The sequence below is a fragment of the Gammaproteobacteria bacterium genome (assembly GCA_016705365.1).
In the GTDB taxonomy this organism is placed as follows: domain Bacteria; phylum Pseudomonadota; class Gammaproteobacteria; order Pseudomonadales; family UBA5518; genus UBA5518.
In genome coordinates, this window is the sequence record JADIYI010000008.1 from 142,848 (window position 1) to 158,159 (window position 15,312).

Genomic DNA, 15,312 nt, shown 5'->3' on the forward strand with positions numbered 1-15,312 from the left:
TACACCCCGTCATGCCTGGGTGCTTCGGTGATTACGCATCAACTCGATGAAGTGATCGAACAGAAGCGCGGCCTCGTGCGGCCCGGGACTCGCCTCGGGGTGACCCTGAAAGCCGAATGCCGGGCGATCGGTCCGATGCATGCCCTGCAGAGTGCCATCAAACAGCGAACGATGGGTCGGCCGCAGGCACACCGGCAGGCTGGATTCATCGACCGCGAAACCATGGTTCTGGCTGGTGATCAGCACACTGCCATCGTCGAGATTCTGTACCGGGTGATTGGCCCCGTGATGACCGAACTTCATCTTCATGGTGCGCGCACCGCTGGCAAGCGCCAGCAACTGGTGGCCAAGACAGATGCCGAATACCGGCAGGGCGGCATCGACGATGGTGCGGATCGCGGTAATCGCGTAATCACAGGGCTCGGGGTCGCCGGGGCCATTCGACAGGAACACGCCATCAGGCTTCAGCGCCAGCACGTCGGCAGCCGGAGTCATCGCCGGCACCACCGTCACCTCGCAGCCGCGATCGACCAGCATGCGCAGGATATTGCGCTTCACGCCATAATCGTAGGCCACCACCCGATACGTCGCGGGAACCGCAGGGCGTGCAAAGCCGCTGCCGAGCGTCCACGAGCCTTCGGTCCAGGCATAGGGCTGGTCAGCGCTGACCACACGCGCCAGATCCATCCCCTTCAAGCCCGGAAAAGCCCGCGCCAGTTCAAAGGCGCGGCCCTCGTCGCAGTCGCCGGCCATGATGCAGCCGTTCTGGGTACCCTTCTCGCGCAGGATGCGGGTCAGACGGCGGGTGTCGATCTCGGCAATGCCCACCACACCATCGCCTGCGAGGTAGTCCGCGAGGCTCTGCTGGCAGCGAAAATTGCTGGCCAACAGCGGCAGATCGCGGATCACCAGTCCCGCAGCCCGGATCGACGAGGACTCCAGGTCCTCGGAGTTGATACCGGTATTGCCGATGTGCGGGTAGGTGAGCGTGACGATCTGACGCGCGTAGGAAGGGTCGGTAAGGATCTCCTGGTAACCGGTCATCGCGGTATTGAACACGACCTCGCCGCTGGTCTCGCCCAGAGCACCGATCGAAACGCCACGAAACACGCTGCCATCTTCAAGGGCGAGTACAGCCGGCCGACGCAGCTCGGTTATCAACGGATTCTCCTCGTAAAAATGAAGGCACGCTGCCTTGAAACAACCGCCGGCAGGTACTTACCGGTGCACAGAAGCGCGCGAGGAGAGCGGATTCAGTCCGTAAAAAAGCGAGATGAAACCCGGTCTCATCTCGCTCCTGATCGCTTCAGACGCCGTTTTCACCCCGGATACCAACGGTGATCTGAGGACGCATTCTATGGGATAGGCCGAGGCAGTAGAAGGCCCGCCGGTAATTCTGACGAAATGCCCCGGCATCAGCGCCCCCGCGGCTGTTTACCCCGTCCGCGCACGTCCGGCAAACACATAGCAGCTCTTCTGCGCCACCACGTCGACAACGTACTCCAGGATGCATGGCATCCAGCGCTCGCGAAATCTGCGAAGGCGGAGCGCGGGAGGGGGGCGTTGCGGAGCAAAGAAAATTTCGGCTTGTGCCCTATATGGGTCATGACAGAAGCTGCCATGGCACCTACTATTCCCTAGTCGAGCCAATTGAAATCAAACGGAAACACGGCCCACGCACCGATGCAACGCAATCAGGTCGAGTACAGGCTGCGAGTAACGGAACTTCTGCTGGAGTCGGTCACCGATCCCTCCCGGCTACACCTGGCTCTGCAAACCATGACCGAGTTGATCGGCGCCGATGCGGGAATACTGGCCGGCGGCCGGCGCAGTACCGCCAATGCGCGCGGACTCATCACCACCAACGACCACGAACGATCTGGCAGCCGGCAGGATGATTGTTTCGCGTCATTTCCGCTGTATCGCCGCTGGGCGCTGGGGCAGCCGAGCGGCAAGCTGTACAGCGATGCGGATATCGCACGCTTCGCGCGCCTCGAGGGTCACGATATCGAGCGCCAGTTCCCCGACGCAAGCAGGATCGGGGCGCGCTGCATGGCCCATATCGATACCGGCGATGATTATGTCTGCTACGTGGGGTTCGCGCGTCGCGGCGAGGCCCTGCCGTTTGATGAATCGAACATCGGCGCGACCGAAAGCCTGCTGCCGCATTTGCGTCATGCCTACTCCATGAACCGGCAATTCGAGTCCCTGAAAGCGGTCAGTGCCGCGGCGATGAATCGCTACGAGCGCTATCACGTGGGCGTGGTGATGGTCGATGAAGACGGAGTGATGTTGTATCGCAATGAAGTGGCGCGCCAGCTCTTTCTGCATGCCGAGGGCCTGCTGCTCGAAGCCGATGGGCGCGTGGTGGCGCAGGAATCGGGCGAGACCAATACCCTGCTCGACTCCATCCGCGAGCATCTCTCCGGCAACCTGCCCGACAGCCATTTTGCTCCGACCCTGCTGAAGATTACCCGGCCCGGGCGCGATTCACCCCTGTCATTGGCGATCAGCCCCTACCGCAGCGGTGTCGACTTCGTGATCGGCGGGCGCGCCAGCGGCAGCGCGGTGATCATGATCTACGATCCCGAGCGACCGCAGATCGAGCGCGAGGCCGTGGTCAAGCAGGTCTATCAACTGAACCAGCAGGAAGCGCAGATCGTGTGTGCGCTCGCCGCTGGTGACTCGCTGGAAGACATCGCCCGTGACACCGCTCGCTCGCTCGAGGCGGTGCGCTCGCAGCTCAAACGCATCTTCAAGAAGACCGGCACCTCGCGCCAGACCGAACTGGTGACGCTGGTGCTGAGCGGACCCGCGGCGATGGTGCAATGAACCCGGCCGCGCAAAAACCCGCGCTGCCGGTGAGTTCCGCGGAGCTTTCCTCGCTGATCCACGAACTCTACGCGACTGTAACCGGACCTTCGAAACTCACGGATTTTCTCGAACGTTGCTGCACCTTCATCGGGGCGCGCCTGGGATCGATCGTTGTATGGGAAATGCGCACCAACACCGTACGCTATGTCGATGCCTGCTTGCTGCCCCGCGATGCCCATGAGCAGTATCAGCGCCAGTATTACGCGACTGACCCGATCAAGCAGGCACTGACGCTGCACCCGCCGCGGCGCTTCTATCTGCGCCACGAACTGGTCAGCGACGAGGAGGTTCGTGCTCACCCCTATTTCACGGAATGGTACAAGCTGCTTGGCTACGATGATGTATGTAGCGCAGCAATTCCGTTGAACGAGCATTATCGCTGCCATCTGGGCTTTACGCGCAACATTGGCGATCCACCGTTCACCCGCCAGGAAACCGACTTCCTCGACCTGCTGCTGCCACACATCGAGCGGAGTCTGGTGCTCTTCAACATGTTGGACCGGCTGACGCTGATGTCTGACCTGGCACAGGAACACCTTGCGCAGACCGGCGCAGGCTTCATCGTGCTGAGCGAGGAAGGACGCGTGACCTACATGAACCGCATCGCGCGTGCCATGCTGGCAAGCGGCCCGGTGATCCATGAGCAGGAGGGTCTTATTCGTATCGATGACCCGCAGGCGCAACGACGATTCTCGACAATGGTGCGCGAGTGCATCGCGGTTTCAAAACGACCGAACATGATGACCGGGGGCGCCGTCTCGGTACCGCGGCCGGACGGCCCGGCACTTGGCATCATGGTGCTCCCGTATCGAACGCATGCAACCTACCTGCGCACCACGTCCGATGACAGCCGCCGCGCCACCGTCACGCTGTTCGATCCGGCTCGCCCCCGACTCGACCCTCCGGCGATATTGCGTCAGCTGTACCGCCTGTCCGCATCGGAAGTCCAGGTTTGCTGGCGCCTCGCCAATGGCGAGACGCTCGAAGAAATCGCCACCTCGCTGAACATCGGCAAGGAAACCGTGCGCTCGCAGCTCAAGCGGATCTTTGTCAAGACCGGCACCAGCCGACAATCCGAGCTGGTGCGCCTGGTACTGGTTGGGCCCGCGCTGTGGGCCACCGTACCTTCTTCCCTGATGCAGTCATCGCACTCAGTATCTGCAAAATCTAACCCGTTTGGGTCAGTTCTCGTCAAATAGCCGCTCCCCGCGACGCCGAACATGAACCGCGCACTGCTAATATGGCTGCGTGATCGAGCGGCCAACGCTGCCGCCGAGGGGGATAAATTTGGCAAGCGAACCCGCACTCAACGCGCTGATCGACCGCATGTACTCCGCAATACTGGGCTACGAGGACGTGAACGCCGTTCTTGCGAAGTCGGCCGAACTGGCGGGCTTTGGTGCTGCCAGCGTGGTGGTTATCCGTGACTCCGGCGAGCAAGGCAAATGCGTCAACAGTGTTGGCGTCGATATCGCGGACATTGAGCAGGCCGAGAAAAAATATGCGGTCAGCGGCACCGTGGCGCATCTGCATCGTCATGGACTCGCACCCGGCGAACTCCGTTTTCGCAATGAGCTGATTTCGCTGAAGGAGCTCCGGGCACAACCTTTCTACAGCGATTTCGTGGCACCAAACAAATTCGAGGACGGCGTGATGTTGTGCCTCGAGAATTCACCCGAGCGCAGCATCGTCGTGAACCTGGGCCGTTGCGCCCGCACCATGACGCAGGACCGGCAGCGGCGCACGCTCGAATCGCTTGCCCCACATGCAGTGCGTGCCTACCAGGTCTGGCAGCAGCTCACACAGCTCAGGCTGGTTCGCGCCGCACTGTGGGAAACCATCAACTTCGCACCGGTGGCTCTGGTGATTCTCGACAATAGCGGCGCCGTATTCCTGGCCAACAGCAAGGCCGAGGCATTGCTCGGAAACGACGGGCTGGCGCTTGCACGCGGCGGTTTGCACGCCACACTGAAAGCGGATGACGCGTGCCTGCAGCAGGCAATCAACACGGTGATCGCCTCGACCAATTCCCGCGGTGTGCCGCTGCAAAGCGCCGATCTGCTGGTACATCGAGGTGCTGGCAAACGACCCTATCAGCTAATGATTGCGCCACTGCCGCCCGACCACGAGCAAAGCGGGCGTCGTCCGGCGGCGAGCCTGATGATCTTCGATCCCGAGCAGGAACTTGGCGCGTCGTTCGCGCGGATGCGTGATCTGTTCGGTTTCACCCGCGCCGAGGCTGTTGTGGCGCTTGGGTTGATGCAGGGCAAATCGCTCGAGCAGGTAGCGTTGGCAGAGGGCAACTCGGTCGCCACCGCGCGCAACCTGCTCAAGCGCGTGTTTCAGAAAGCCGGCGTAAGCCGCCAGAATGACCTGACCCGGCTGCTGCTCAACTCGCCGCTGCGCATCGATATCGAGAGCGCCCTGAAGCGGTTTTGAATCCGCCGTCCGCAACGGCTTCAGATCACGTTGCAGCCTGGCGAAGCCCGAGCACATCCTGCATATCGTAGAGTCCGGGGGCGCGCTGGTGCAGCCAGGCACCGGCACGTACGGCGCCACGCGCGAAGGACATGCGACTGCTGGCCTTGTGGGTGATTTCCACCCGCTCACCGTCGGCGGCGAACAGGACCGTGTGATCGCCGACGATATCTCCGGCGCGAATGGTGGCGAAGCCGATGGCGTCACGATCACGTTTGCCGGTCTGCCCCTCCCGTGCGTAAACCGCGACCTTGCCGAGGTCGCGTCCGAGCGCGTCCGCGACCACCTTGCCCATGCTGAGGGCGGTGCCGGAAGGTGCGTCCACCTTGTGGCGGTGATGGGCCTCGATCACTTCCACATCGACGGTATCGCCAAGTACACGCGCAGCGATATCGAGCAGCTTGAAGCAGAGATTCACCCCGGTGCTGAAATTCGAGGCCATGCAGACCGGGATACTCCGCGCCGCTTCGCTGATGGCGCCCAGCTGTGCCGAATCGAGCCCCGTGGTGCCGATCACGATGGCCCGACCGGCAGCGGCACAGGTCTGTGCATTGGCCACCGATGCGGCGGGCGTACTGAAGTCAATCAGCACATCGAAGTTCGCGATCACCTCGGCAAGGCTGCACGCCAGGGCAATGCCGTTGCGCCCGATGGCGGCGAGTTCGCCGGAATCCGCGCCGAGCAGAGTGCTGTCGGGGTGCTCGAGCGCCGCATGCAATGCGGTACCCGGATTTTCCGCAACGGCTTCGACCAGTGTGCGCCCCATGCGACCGGCGGCGCCATTGATGGCGATGCGGATCATCGCGGGCTCAGAACTTCATTTCTTCGAAGAAGTTCTTGACTCCTTCGAACCAGCTGGTCTTGCGCGGCGAGTGCTTGTGGCTGGTGTCACCGAGCGAGGTCTGGAATTCGGCCAGCAGCTCTTTCTGGTGCTTGCCGAGGTTGACCGGCGTTTCCACCGTGACGCGGCACATCAGGTCACCCACCGCACCGCCGCGCACCGGCTTGACGCCCTTGCCACGCAGGCGGAACAGCTTGCCGGTCTGGGTTTCGGGCGGCACGCGCAGCTTGACGCGGCCCTCCAGCGTCGGGACTTCCATCTCACCGCCCAGGGCGGCATCGGCAAAGGTGATCGGCACCTCGGTATAGAGATTCTTGCCGTCACGCTCGAACAACGGGTGAGCGCGCACCGCGATCTGCACGTAGAGATCCCCGTTCGGCCCGCCTTCGGGCCCGCCTTCGCCTTCTCCCGAAAGGCGGATGCGATCGCCGGTATCGACGCCTGACGGCACCTTGACCGAGAGCGTCTTTTGTTTCTCGACCCGGCCACGGCCGTGGCAACCGGTGCACGGATCCTTGACCATCTTGCCCTTGCCGCGACAGTTGGGGCAGGTTTGTTGCACCGAGAAGAAGCCCTGCTGCATGCGGATCTGACCGGCGCCGCCACAGGTGGTACAACTGACCGGGTTGCTGCCGCGACGCGCGCCGCTGCCTTTGCACTCTTCGCAGGATTCGAGCGTCGGGATGCGGATCTTGACGGTTGCGCCATGCACCGCGTCTTCGAGATCGATTTCAAGGTTGTAGCGCAGGTCCGAGCCGCGCTGTGGACCGCCACGCGCTCGGCCGCCACCACCGGCGCCACCAAAAATGTCACCGAACACATCACCGAAAATATCGCTGAAGCTCGCGCCACCACCACCGAAGCCGCCGGCGCCCGCCTGGCCGTCGACACCGGCGTGACCGAACTGGTCATAGGCGCTGCGTTTCTGCGGATTGGAGAGTACTTCGTAGGCTTCGTTCGCCTCCTTGAACTTCTCCTCCGATTTGTTATCGCCCTGGTTACGATCCGGGTGGTGCTTCATCGCGATGCGACGATAAGCCTTCTTTATCTCGGCCTCGTCGGCGCCACGCTGCACGCCCAGCACTTCGTAATAGTCTCGTTTCGCCATCGTCCTGTCCCGTGGCCGACCGTCTGTGGGTCGGGCTATGGCCCGACATTTGTTCTAATTCCTGCAGCCGGATATCCGGGTGCAGGCGTCGGGCAGAAGCCTGAGCTATTTGCGGTCGCTGTCTTTGACTTCCTCGAATTCGGCGTCGACGATGTCATCTCGCTGCGGCTGTGGCTCCTCGCCGCCCGCCTGTTGCGGGCCGGCACCGGCTGCCTGCGCCTGTTCCGCATAAAGGCGCTCGGCGAGCTTTGCGGAGACCTCGGTCAGCGCCTCGGACTTGGCTTCTATCTGTTCGGCGTCATCGCTCTTGAGCGCTTCCTCGACCTCCTTGATCGCCGCCTCGATACGCTGCTTTTCGTCTTCCTGCACCTTGTCGGCCGAATCCTTCAGCGTCTTGCGGATCGCATGGACCATGCCATCGGCCTTGTTGCGCACCGCTACCAGGTGCTCGAACTTGCGATCTTCCTCGGCATGCGCCTCGGCGTCACGCACCATTTTCTCGACTTCCGCATCGGAGAGGCCACTGGAGGCCTTGATCACGATCGACTGTTCCTTGCCGGTCGCCTTGTCCTTGGCGGATACATGCAGGATACCGTTGGCATCGATATCGAACGTCACCTCGATCTGCGGCACGCCGCGTGGTGAGGGCGGGATATCGGCGAGATCGAAACGCCCCAGCGACTTGTTGTCGGCGGCTTTCTTGCGCTCGCCCTGTACCACGTGGATCGTGACCGCGGTCTGGCCGTCATCGGCAGTCGAGAACACCTGCGATTTGCGGGTCGGTATCGTGGTGTTCTTGTCGATCAACGGTGTTGCCACGCTGCCCAGCGTCTCGATCCCCAGGGTGAGCGGCGTCACGTCGAGCAGCAGCACGTCCTTGACACCGCCCGAGAGGACCGCGCCCTGGATCGCGGCGCCAACCGCGACCGCTTCATCCGGATTCACATCCTTGCGCGGCTCCTTGCCGAAGAATGCCTTGACCTTGTCCTGCACCATCGGCATGCGCGTCTGGCCACCGACCATGATCACGTCCTGGATCTGCGACGCGCTCTTGCCCGAATCCTTGAGTGCGATACGCACCGGCTCGAGGGTGCGCTCGACGAGATCCTCGACCAGCGATTCGAGCTTGGCGCGCGACATTTTCACCACCAGGTGTTTGGGACCGGTCGCGTCGGCGGTGATATAGGGCAGGTTCACTTCGGTCTGCTGGCTGCTCGAGAGTTCGATCTTGGCTTTCTCGGCCGCTTCCTTCAGACGCTGCATCGCCAGCGGATCACCCTTCAGCGAGATGCCGTTTTCCTTCTTGAATTCCTCGGCGAGATAGTCGATCAGGCGCATGTCGAAGTCTTCGCCCCCGAGGAAGGTATCCCCGTTGGTCGACAGCACTTCGAACTGCTTCTCGCCATCGACATCGGCGATCTCGATGATCGAGATATCGAAAGTACCGCCACCGAGGTCATAGACCGCGATCAGGTGGTCGCCCGGCCCCTTGTCCATGCCGAACGCGAGCGCCGCGGCAGTGGGCTCGTTGATGATGCGCTTCACTTCGAGACCTGCGATACGGCCGGCATCCTTGGTCGCCTGGCGCTGCGAGTCGTTGAAATACGCGGGCACCGTGATCACCGCCTCGGTGACCGGCTCGCCGAGATAGTCCTCGGCGGTTTTCTTCATTTTTTTCAGGATCTGCGCCGAGATCTGCGGCGGCGCCATTTTCTGGCCCTTCGCCTCGACCCATGCGTCACCGTTGTCGGCCTTCACGATGTTGTAGGGCACCATCTTGATGTCTTTCTGCACCACGTCGTCCTGGAAGCGTCGACCGACCAGGCGCTTGATCGCGTACAGGGTGTTCTTCGGGTTGGTTACCGCCTGGCGCTTGGCCGACTGGCCGACCAGCACCTCGCCGTCATCACTGTAAGCCACCACCGAGGGCGTGGTACGCGTGCCTTCGGCATTCTCGATGACCTTGGGCTTGCCGCCCTCCAAGATCGCCACGCACGAGTTCGTGGTCCCGAGATCGATCCCTATAATCTTGCCCATCATCCTTCTCCGTTTGCCCGTCGCGCGAACCGGCTACAGTAGCCGACGCGCAGGAATTATCCAACTGACACACTATATTTGGCCCGCAACGGGCCATTTCAAGTCCGCTAGACCGTTTCGTCGATTGTCGCGGCCGGTTTGGCCACCACCACCATCGCCGGTCGCAGCAGCCGCCCGTTCAGGGTGTAGCCTTTCTGCATTACCGCCACCACCGAGTTCGGCGACGCGTCGGCGCTCTCGACCATGGTCATCGCCTGGTGTTTTTCGGGGTCGAAGGGCTGGCCGGCGGGGTCGACCTCCACGACATCGAACTTTTGCAGCACATCGAGAAAGCCGCGATAGGTGAGTTGCACGCCTTCGGCGAGCGCGCGGGTCGCCTCGTTCGGTTCACCGATCGCCGCGATCGCCCGCTCCAGGTTGTCGATGACCGGCAACAATGCCACGGCAAAACGCTCGAGCGCGAATTTGCGTGCGCTTTCGACATCACGCTCGGCGCGCCGGATCATGTTTTGCGCCTCGGCCTGTACCCGCAGGGCGCGGTCTTCGCTGCTGGCGAGCTGCTCGCGCAACGCGCCGAGCTCGGCGTTCAGATCCTGCTCCGGGGCGGCCTCGCCCGCCTCCGGCAAGTCCTTCCCGTTATCGAGAGCCTGTACTTCCTCCGCCACCTTTACCCCCCTGGTCAGCCGGCCAAATGCGTTGTCCGGCAGAAATGGGGGCGGAGGAGGTCGATTTCAATAGTCCCGGCGATATTGCCGCGATTCCTTCCGTGCCGGTGTCATGCAGCTGGTCCGGGTGCGCGCCCCGGGGCTCCGGCGGCTCAGCTCGCACCACGCAGCGCGGCGCTGAGCATGCGGGCGGTAACATCGACCACCGGGATCACGCGATCGTAGGCCATCCGGGTCGGACCGATGACGCCGAGCACGCCGATGGTGCGCCCGGCATTCTGGTAGGGTGCTGCGACCAGGCTGAAATCGACCAGCGGGCCGAAACCGGCCTCTTCGCCGACAAAGATCTGCACCCCGTCGGCGCGTGCACTGCGCTCCATCAGGTGCAGGATGTCTTTCTGCTGCTGGAACGCTTCGAACAATTCCCGCAGGCGAGCCATGTTCTCGGTGGAGGCGCTGTCGAGCAGATGTGCCTGGCCGGCAACCACGTAGCCGCCTTCCTTTTCCTTTTCGCCGGACACCAGCGCACGGCTGGCAAGGTTCATCGCTGTCTCGAGCAGGGCATCGATGGTATTTCGCGTATCGCGCATCGCGGCGAGCAAATCCTCGCGAATACGCCCCAGCCCCAGCCCGGCAAAGCGGCTGTTGACGTAATTCGAGGCGGTCCGCAGCTCGATCTCGTCGTACTCGCGCTCGGTATGGATGATGCGGTTCTGCACTTCTTTCTCGTTCAGCACCAGGATCACCAGCACCCGGCAACCGGCCAGGGGCAGGAATTCGACATGACGCAGGCTTACGTCTTCCTGGCGCGGCATCGTGACCAGCCCGGCCTGGTGCGTGATCAGGGACAACAGGTTACTGGTGGCGGCCAGCAGCTCGGTGGTCGACTTGTCGGGATCGAGCTGCGCCCGGAGCACCTGCAGCTCCACGCCGAGCAGCGGTTTCATCGTGATCAGGGTGTCGATGAACAGGCGGTAGCCCTTGGAGGTCGGCACCCGTCCGGCCGAAGTGTGGGGGGTCGTTACGAAGCCGCGCTCCTCGAGATCGGCCATGATCGAACGCACCGTGGCCGGGCTGACGGCGATTCCGCTCTCCTGCACCAGGGTGCGCGAACCCACCGGCTGCCCTTCCCGGATATACAGACCCACCAGGGTGCGCAGCAGTTGTTGCTGGCGCTCGGTGATTGCGTTGCCGTTCATGCGCTTGCGGTGGGTACCCCTCCCGTTGCTGTGCCGATTCTAGCACCGGCAGCCTTGGGATCAGGAATACCCGTGACGCGCGGCCCCGCGTTGCGGTATAAATCGCGCCATGCTGCGCAACCTCTCCATCCGTAACTACACGCTGATCGAGCATCTCGACCTGGATATCGACAGCGGCCTGACCGTGATCACCGGGGAAACCGGCGCGGGCAAGTCGATCGTGCTCGATGCACTGGGGCTCGCGCTCGGCAACCGCGCCGACGGCCGGGCATTGCGTGCCGGTGCGGAGCGGCTCGAAGTCAGCGCGGTGTTCGACATAGATGACACGCCCGAGGCGCAAGCCTGGCTGTGCGAACGCGCGCTCGACCAGGACGGTGATTGCCAGTTGCGCCGCGTCGTGACCCGCGACGGGCGCAGCCGGGCCTGGATCAACGGCCAGAGCGCAACGCTCGCGGATCTGAAGGTGCTCGGTGATCAACTGGTCGACATGCACGGCCAGCACGAACATCACTCGTTGCTGACGCGCGCCAACCACGCGCGCCTGCTCGATGAATACGGTGGCCACAACGAGCTTGCCGATCGCATGCGTGCGGCCTGTACCGAGTGGCGCGACTGTCGCGACGAGCTGGAGCAGTTGCGCGCCAGCGCCAGCGAGCGTAAGGACCGGCAACAATTGCTGCGCTATCAACTCGGCGAACTGCAGGAGCTCGCGCTCGCCGACGGAGAGATCGAACAGCTCGAGCAGCAGCAGCGAATGCTTGCCGGGGCAGGCGAGCTGACCGAACAGATTGCGACCGTGCTGACCCTGTGCGAGGACGAGGAACGCGGTGGCGCGCTGCCGGCACTGCGCCGCGCAACCACGATCGCCGCGGATCTCGATGCCCTCGGCGAGCGCGGGCGCACCGCGCTGCAGCTGCTAGAGTCCGCCTCCATTCAGGTCGATGAAGCGCGGCGCGAGCTGCAATCGATTGGCGATGACATCGAGATCAACCCGGAGCGTCTTGCCGAGGTCGAAGCTCGCCTCAGCGCGATCTACCAGACCGCGCGCAAGCATCGTATAGCAGCCGAGGAACTGCCCCTGCTGCGGGCGCGCCTTGGCGAGGAAGCAAGCGGCATCGAGGTCTCGGATGCACGCATCGCGGAGCTCGAGGTGCGCTTGCTGGCACTCCGGCAGCGCTGGTCGGCGCTGGCGGGCGATCTGAGCCGGGCACGCGCGATCACCGCCGGCGATATCGCGCAGCGGGTGCGCGAACAACTCGCGTTTCTCGGCATGGCGAGCTGTCATTTCGAAGTCTCGATCAAGGCGCAGACGCTGGAGATGCCTTCGCCGCAGGGTGCCGAACAACTCGAGTTCCTGGTCGCCACCAACCCCGGCGCGAAGCCTGAACCGCTGGCGCGTATCGCCTCCGGCGGCGAACTCTCGCGCATCAGTCTCGCAATCCAGGTGATCACCGCGAGCCGCGCCACGACACCAACGGTGATATTCGATGAAGTCGATGTGGGCATCGGCGGGGCGACCGCGGACGCGGTCGGCAGCCTGTTGCAGTCACTCGGCGAGCGTATCCAGGTGCTTTGCGTGACCCATCTGCCGCAGGTGGCGGCACGCGGAGCGCATCATATGCGCGCCAGCAAGAGCAGCCGCACGGAGGAAACCAGCGCGGCGCTGGAGACCCTGGATGAAAAGCAAAGGGTCGAGGAGCTGGCGCGCATGCTCGGGGGAAAGACCATTACCGGAAAGACCCGGGCGCACGCCCGCGAGATGCTCGACACCGCGCGCAGCGAGGCGCTGCTGGCCAGCTGACTGCGAAGGCTCAGGAGTTCTCGGGACGCTTTTCCTTCACGTAGAGTACCAGGCTGTGGCCGATCAGGCGGTAGCCTGCCTTCGCCGCGATCGCGCGTTGCAGTCTCTCGATATCCGGATCGCAGAATTCAACCACCCGCCCGCTGTCGACACACACCATATGATCATGGTGATCGCCACGATCGAGTTCGAATACGGCGTGGCCGCCCTCGAAGTTGTGACGCTCGACCAGGCCCGCAGTCTCGAACTGGGTGAGTACCCGGTACACCGTTGCGAGACCCACGTCCTCGTCAGCCTCGAGCAATGCCCGATAGACATCCTCGGCACTCATATGCTGATTTTCGGCAGGCTGCGACTCGAGAATCTGCAATATCTTGAGCCGCGGCAGGGTGACCTTCAACCCGGCTTTCTTGAGTTCAGAGTCTTCCATGGTTTCACCACTCCCGATCAATAGCGGACTCCACGCCGGGGTAAAGGATGCAAAGCACCCGGCGGCTATGGGAGAATGATCGCGCCCGCGCAAACACGACTCAAGATACTGGAACACATTTTTCAATGCAAAGAAAAGCCATTCTTATTCTCATCTGCCTGCTGATGGGCGGTTGCAGCATTGGCGGCATTCGGCTCGGCTTCCCCGGCGTCTATCGTATCGATATCCCGCAAGGCAATGTGATCACCCAGGAAATGGTCGATCAACTGCAACCCGGCATGACCAAGCGACAGGTACGTTTCGTGATGGGCACACCACTGGTAGTCGATACCTTCAACCAGGAGCGCTGGGATTATCTGCACAGCATGGAGATCAAGGGCAGCCCACGTACCCAGGAGAATCTCAGCCTGTTTTTCGACAAGGATGTGCTGGTGCGCATCAGCGGTGATTACGCACCCTCGCAGGCGCCCAGCGTCGCGCCGGCCGAAAACCGGGAAAACGAAGAAGACCAGTGAACTCGGCTCAGCCCGAGGGCCGCGCGGCAAGCTGTTTTGCACGAGCCTTGCGCGCTTGCCTGGGATTGGCCTCCAGCGGGCGATAGATTTCAACCCGGTCTCCCGCCGCCAGCACATGGCGGCATGGCTCGGCAAGCAACTTGCCGAATATGCCCATTGTTGCCTGTTCCAGTACCGGCCCCGCGAATACATCCGCAATACCGGAACGCACTGCCGCCTCGAAGGCCGTGCAGCCGGCAGGCACCATCAAGGCAATGATGCGTTGTCGTTCGGGCAGTGCAAATACCACCTCGACTGCGATTTCATCCGCCATAGACATCACGCGCGCGACGGCACAGCGCATCGACCAGGTTGTTGGCCATGGAGTCGAACAGCTTGCGTGCGGCCCTGCTGGCCAGCGAATTGTTCATCCTGAACGCCAGGCGCAGACTCACCTTGCAGGCATCATCGCGCAGCGAATCGAATCCCCAGCGCCCTTCAAACGTTTCGAACGGCCCCTCCACGAGTTCCATGGTGATATGAGCCGGCGCCGTAATCCGGTTACGGGTGGTGAAGCTCTGGCGAATGCCCGCTCGCGCCAGGTGCAGCCGCGCCTCGATGCAGCCCTCGCTGCTGCTCAGTACCTCGGCGCCGACACAGCCGTGCATGAATTTCGGGTAGGACTCGATGTCATTTACCAGCGCAAACATGGAGTGCGCCGGGTAGAGCAGCAACGCGCTGCGGTTGATCTCGGTAATCATCGGGTTGCGGACGCCAGACTGGTTTCGCGGCGCAATATACCCGAACACGGATCCGGCGACACCGGCTGTCACGGCACGCATGCTAGAATCCGCGGCCCTTACAACGGCCCCGGCATCTCATGAGCGGCAAGAAACGATCAGCGGACGGCGGCACGATCGCGCGCAATCGCAAGGCGGGTTTCGACTACTTCGTCGAGGAGCGCTTCGAAGCCGGCCTGGTGCTCGAAGGGTGGGAAGTAAAGAGCCTGCGCGCGGGCCGCGCCCAGCTGGTCGATTCCTACGTGCTGCTCAAGGACGGCCAGGCCTGGCTGCTGGGCGCGCGCATCGAACCGCTGCCAAGTGCCAGCACCCATTTCGTTTCCAGCCCCGACCGCACCCGCAAGCTGCTGCTGAACCAGCGTGAACTGGGGCGGCTGTTCGATGGCGTGCAGCAGGAAGGCTACACCGCGATTTGTACCTCGCTGTACTGGAGCAGGCACCTGGTCAAATGCGAGATCGCGCTCGCCAAGGGCAAGAAACAGCACGACAAGCGTGCCACAGAGAAGGACCGCGACTGGGCACGCCAGAAGCAGCGTCTCTCGCGCCACGCCTGATAGGAGCACGTGAGTATGCGCGCCGCTGCCG

Annotated in this window: 15 protein-coding genes; 6 read left to right on the forward strand and 9 right to left on the reverse strand. The window is 62.8% G+C overall.

Features of this window, described 5'->3' with window-relative positions; translation table 11 throughout:
- Positions 1 to 9 precede the first annotated feature (9 nt).
- The gene (carA, locus tag IPF49_08060) at positions 10 to 1,149 is read right to left on the reverse strand and encodes a glutamine-hydrolyzing carbamoyl-phosphate synthase small subunit (GenBank protein ID MBK6287566.1); all 1,140 of its coding nucleotides are present in this window, start codon (positions 1,147 to 1,149) and stop codon (positions 10 to 12) included.
- Positions 1,150 to 1,779: 630 nt separating this feature from the next.
- Here carA and IPF49_08065 point away from each other — a divergent pair.
- The 3 genes from IPF49_08065 (at position 1,780) to IPF49_08075 (ending at position 5,313) form a co-directional block, all read left to right on the forward strand.
- The gene (locus tag IPF49_08065; GenBank protein ID MBK6287567.1) at positions 1,780 to 2,832 is read left to right on the forward strand and encodes a hypothetical protein; all 1,053 of its coding nucleotides are present in this window, start codon (positions 1,780 to 1,782) and stop codon (positions 2,830 to 2,832) included.
- On the forward strand, positions 2,829 to 4,073 hold the full coding sequence (locus tag IPF49_08070) for a helix-turn-helix transcriptional regulator (GenBank protein MBK6287568.1): 1,245 nt from the start codon (positions 2,829 to 2,831) through the stop codon (positions 4,071 to 4,073). The genes IPF49_08065 and IPF49_08070 overlap by 4 nt, the downstream gene beginning before the upstream one ends.
- 88 nt (positions 4,074 to 4,161) lie before the next feature.
- Entirely contained in the window at positions 4,162 to 5,313 is a 1,152-nt protein-coding gene (locus IPF49_08075; GenBank protein ID MBK6287569.1) for a helix-turn-helix transcriptional regulator, read from the forward strand.
- A 25-nt stretch (positions 5,314 to 5,338) separates the two neighbouring features.
- Here IPF49_08075 and dapB read toward each other — a convergent pair whose 3' ends face one another.
- The 5 genes from dapB to hrcA all read right to left on the reverse strand — a co-directional run bounded on the left by dapB (position 5,339) and on the right by hrcA (position 11,202).
- Positions 5,339 to 6,154, reverse strand: a complete 816-nt coding sequence (dapB, locus tag IPF49_08080; protein MBK6287570.1) for a 4-hydroxy-tetrahydrodipicolinate reductase — start codon at positions 6,152 to 6,154, stop codon at positions 5,339 to 5,341.
- A 7-nt stretch (positions 6,155 to 6,161) separates the two neighbouring features.
- On the reverse strand, positions 6,162 to 7,301 hold the full coding sequence (gene dnaJ / locus IPF49_08085) for a molecular chaperone DnaJ (protein ID MBK6287571.1): 1,140 nt from the start codon (positions 7,299 to 7,301) through the stop codon (positions 6,162 to 6,164).
- 105 nt (positions 7,302 to 7,406) lie between these two features.
- On the reverse strand, positions 7,407 to 9,338 hold the full coding sequence (gene dnaK, locus IPF49_08090; GenBank protein ID MBK6287572.1) for a molecular chaperone DnaK: 1,932 nt from the start codon (positions 9,336 to 9,338) through the stop codon (positions 7,407 to 7,409).
- A gap of 107 nt (positions 9,339 to 9,445) precedes the next feature.
- Positions 9,446 to 10,003, reverse strand: coding sequence for a nucleotide exchange factor GrpE (gene grpE, locus IPF49_08095; protein MBK6287573.1), 558 nt, complete (start codon positions 10,001 to 10,003; stop codon positions 9,446 to 9,448).
- 152 nt (positions 10,004 to 10,155) lie between these two features.
- Entirely contained in the window at positions 10,156 to 11,202 is a 1,047-nt protein-coding gene (hrcA, locus tag IPF49_08100; protein ID MBK6287574.1) for a heat-inducible transcription repressor HrcA, read from the reverse strand.
- 109 nt (positions 11,203 to 11,311) lie between these two features.
- Here hrcA and recN point away from each other — a divergent pair, with 109 nt between their 5' ends.
- Positions 11,312 to 13,003, forward strand: a complete 1,692-nt coding sequence (recN, locus tag IPF49_08105; protein MBK6287575.1) for a DNA repair protein RecN — start codon at positions 11,312 to 11,314, stop codon at positions 13,001 to 13,003.
- A 10-nt stretch (positions 13,004 to 13,013) separates the two neighbouring features.
- On the opposite strand, the gene fur is transcribed toward recN, so the two are convergent.
- Positions 13,014 to 13,433, reverse strand: coding sequence for a ferric iron uptake transcriptional regulator (fur, locus tag IPF49_08110; protein ID MBK6287576.1), 420 nt, complete (start codon positions 13,431 to 13,433; stop codon positions 13,014 to 13,016).
- Positions 13,434 to 13,558: 125 nt separating this feature from the next.
- Between fur and IPF49_08115 the strand changes: the two genes are divergently transcribed.
- Entirely contained in the window at positions 13,559 to 13,948 is a 390-nt protein-coding gene (locus IPF49_08115) for an outer membrane protein assembly factor BamE (protein ID MBK6287577.1), read from the forward strand.
- A 7-nt stretch (positions 13,949 to 13,955) separates the two neighbouring features.
- Here the strand turns inward: IPF49_08115 and IPF49_08120 are convergent, their stop codons facing one another.
- Together IPF49_08120 and IPF49_08125 are read right to left on the reverse strand one after the other, a co-directional pair.
- Positions 13,956 to 14,261 (reverse strand): RnfH family protein, encoded by a 306-nt coding sequence (locus IPF49_08120; protein MBK6287578.1) that lies wholly within the window; start codon positions 14,259 to 14,261, stop codon positions 13,956 to 13,958.
- Positions 14,251 to 14,688: a type II toxin-antitoxin system RatA family toxin gene (locus IPF49_08125; GenBank protein MBK6287579.1), complete on the reverse strand. Its 438-nt coding sequence runs from the start codon at positions 14,686 to 14,688 to the stop codon at positions 14,251 to 14,253. The genes IPF49_08120 and IPF49_08125 overlap by 11 nt, the downstream gene beginning before the upstream one ends.
- A 119-nt stretch (positions 14,689 to 14,807) precedes the next feature.
- On the opposite strand from IPF49_08125, the gene smpB reads away from it, so the two are divergent.
- Positions 14,808 to 15,281, forward strand: a complete 474-nt coding sequence (gene smpB / locus IPF49_08130) for an SsrA-binding protein SmpB (protein ID MBK6287580.1) — start codon at positions 14,808 to 14,810, stop codon at positions 15,279 to 15,281.
- Positions 15,282 to 15,312 lie beyond the last annotated feature (31 nt).

Coding starts and splice junctions, on each gene's coding strand:
- IPF49_08065 (MBK6287567.1), top strand. CDS start 1,780: ATGACCGAGTTGATCGGCGCCGATGCGGGAATACTGGCCGGCGGCCGG.
- IPF49_08070 (MBK6287568.1), top strand. CDS start 2,829: ATGAACCCGGCCGCGCAAAAACCCGCGCTGCCGGTGAGTTCCGCGGAG.
- dapB (MBK6287570.1), bottom strand. CDS start 6,154: ATGATCCGCATCGCCATCAATGGCGCCGCCGGTCGCATGGGGCGCACA.
- dnaJ (MBK6287571.1), bottom strand. CDS start 7,301: ATGGCGAAACGAGACTATTACGAAGTGCTGGGCGTGCAGCGTGGCGCC.
- dnaK (MBK6287572.1), bottom strand. CDS start 9,338: ATGGGCAAGATTATAGGGATCGATCTCGGGACCACGAACTCGTGCGTG.
- hrcA (MBK6287574.1), bottom strand. CDS start 11,202: ATGAACGGCAACGCAATCACCGAGCGCCAGCAACAACTGCTGCGCACC.
- recN (MBK6287575.1), top strand. CDS start 11,312: ATGCTGCGCAACCTCTCCATCCGTAACTACACGCTGATCGAGCATCTC.
- fur (MBK6287576.1), bottom strand. CDS start 13,433: ATGGAAGACTCTGAACTCAAGAAAGCCGGGTTGAAGGTCACCCTGCCG.
- IPF49_08115 (MBK6287577.1), top strand. CDS start 13,559: ATGCAAAGAAAAGCCATTCTTATTCTCATCTGCCTGCTGATGGGCGGT.
- IPF49_08120 (MBK6287578.1), bottom strand. CDS start 14,261: ATGGCGGATGAAATCGCAGTCGAGGTGGTATTTGCACTGCCCGAACGA.
- IPF49_08125 (MBK6287579.1), bottom strand. CDS start 14,688: ATGATTACCGAGATCAACCGCAGCGCGTTGCTGCTCTACCCGGCGCAC.
- smpB (MBK6287580.1), top strand. CDS start 14,808: ATGAGCGGCAAGAAACGATCAGCGGACGGCGGCACGATCGCGCGCAAT.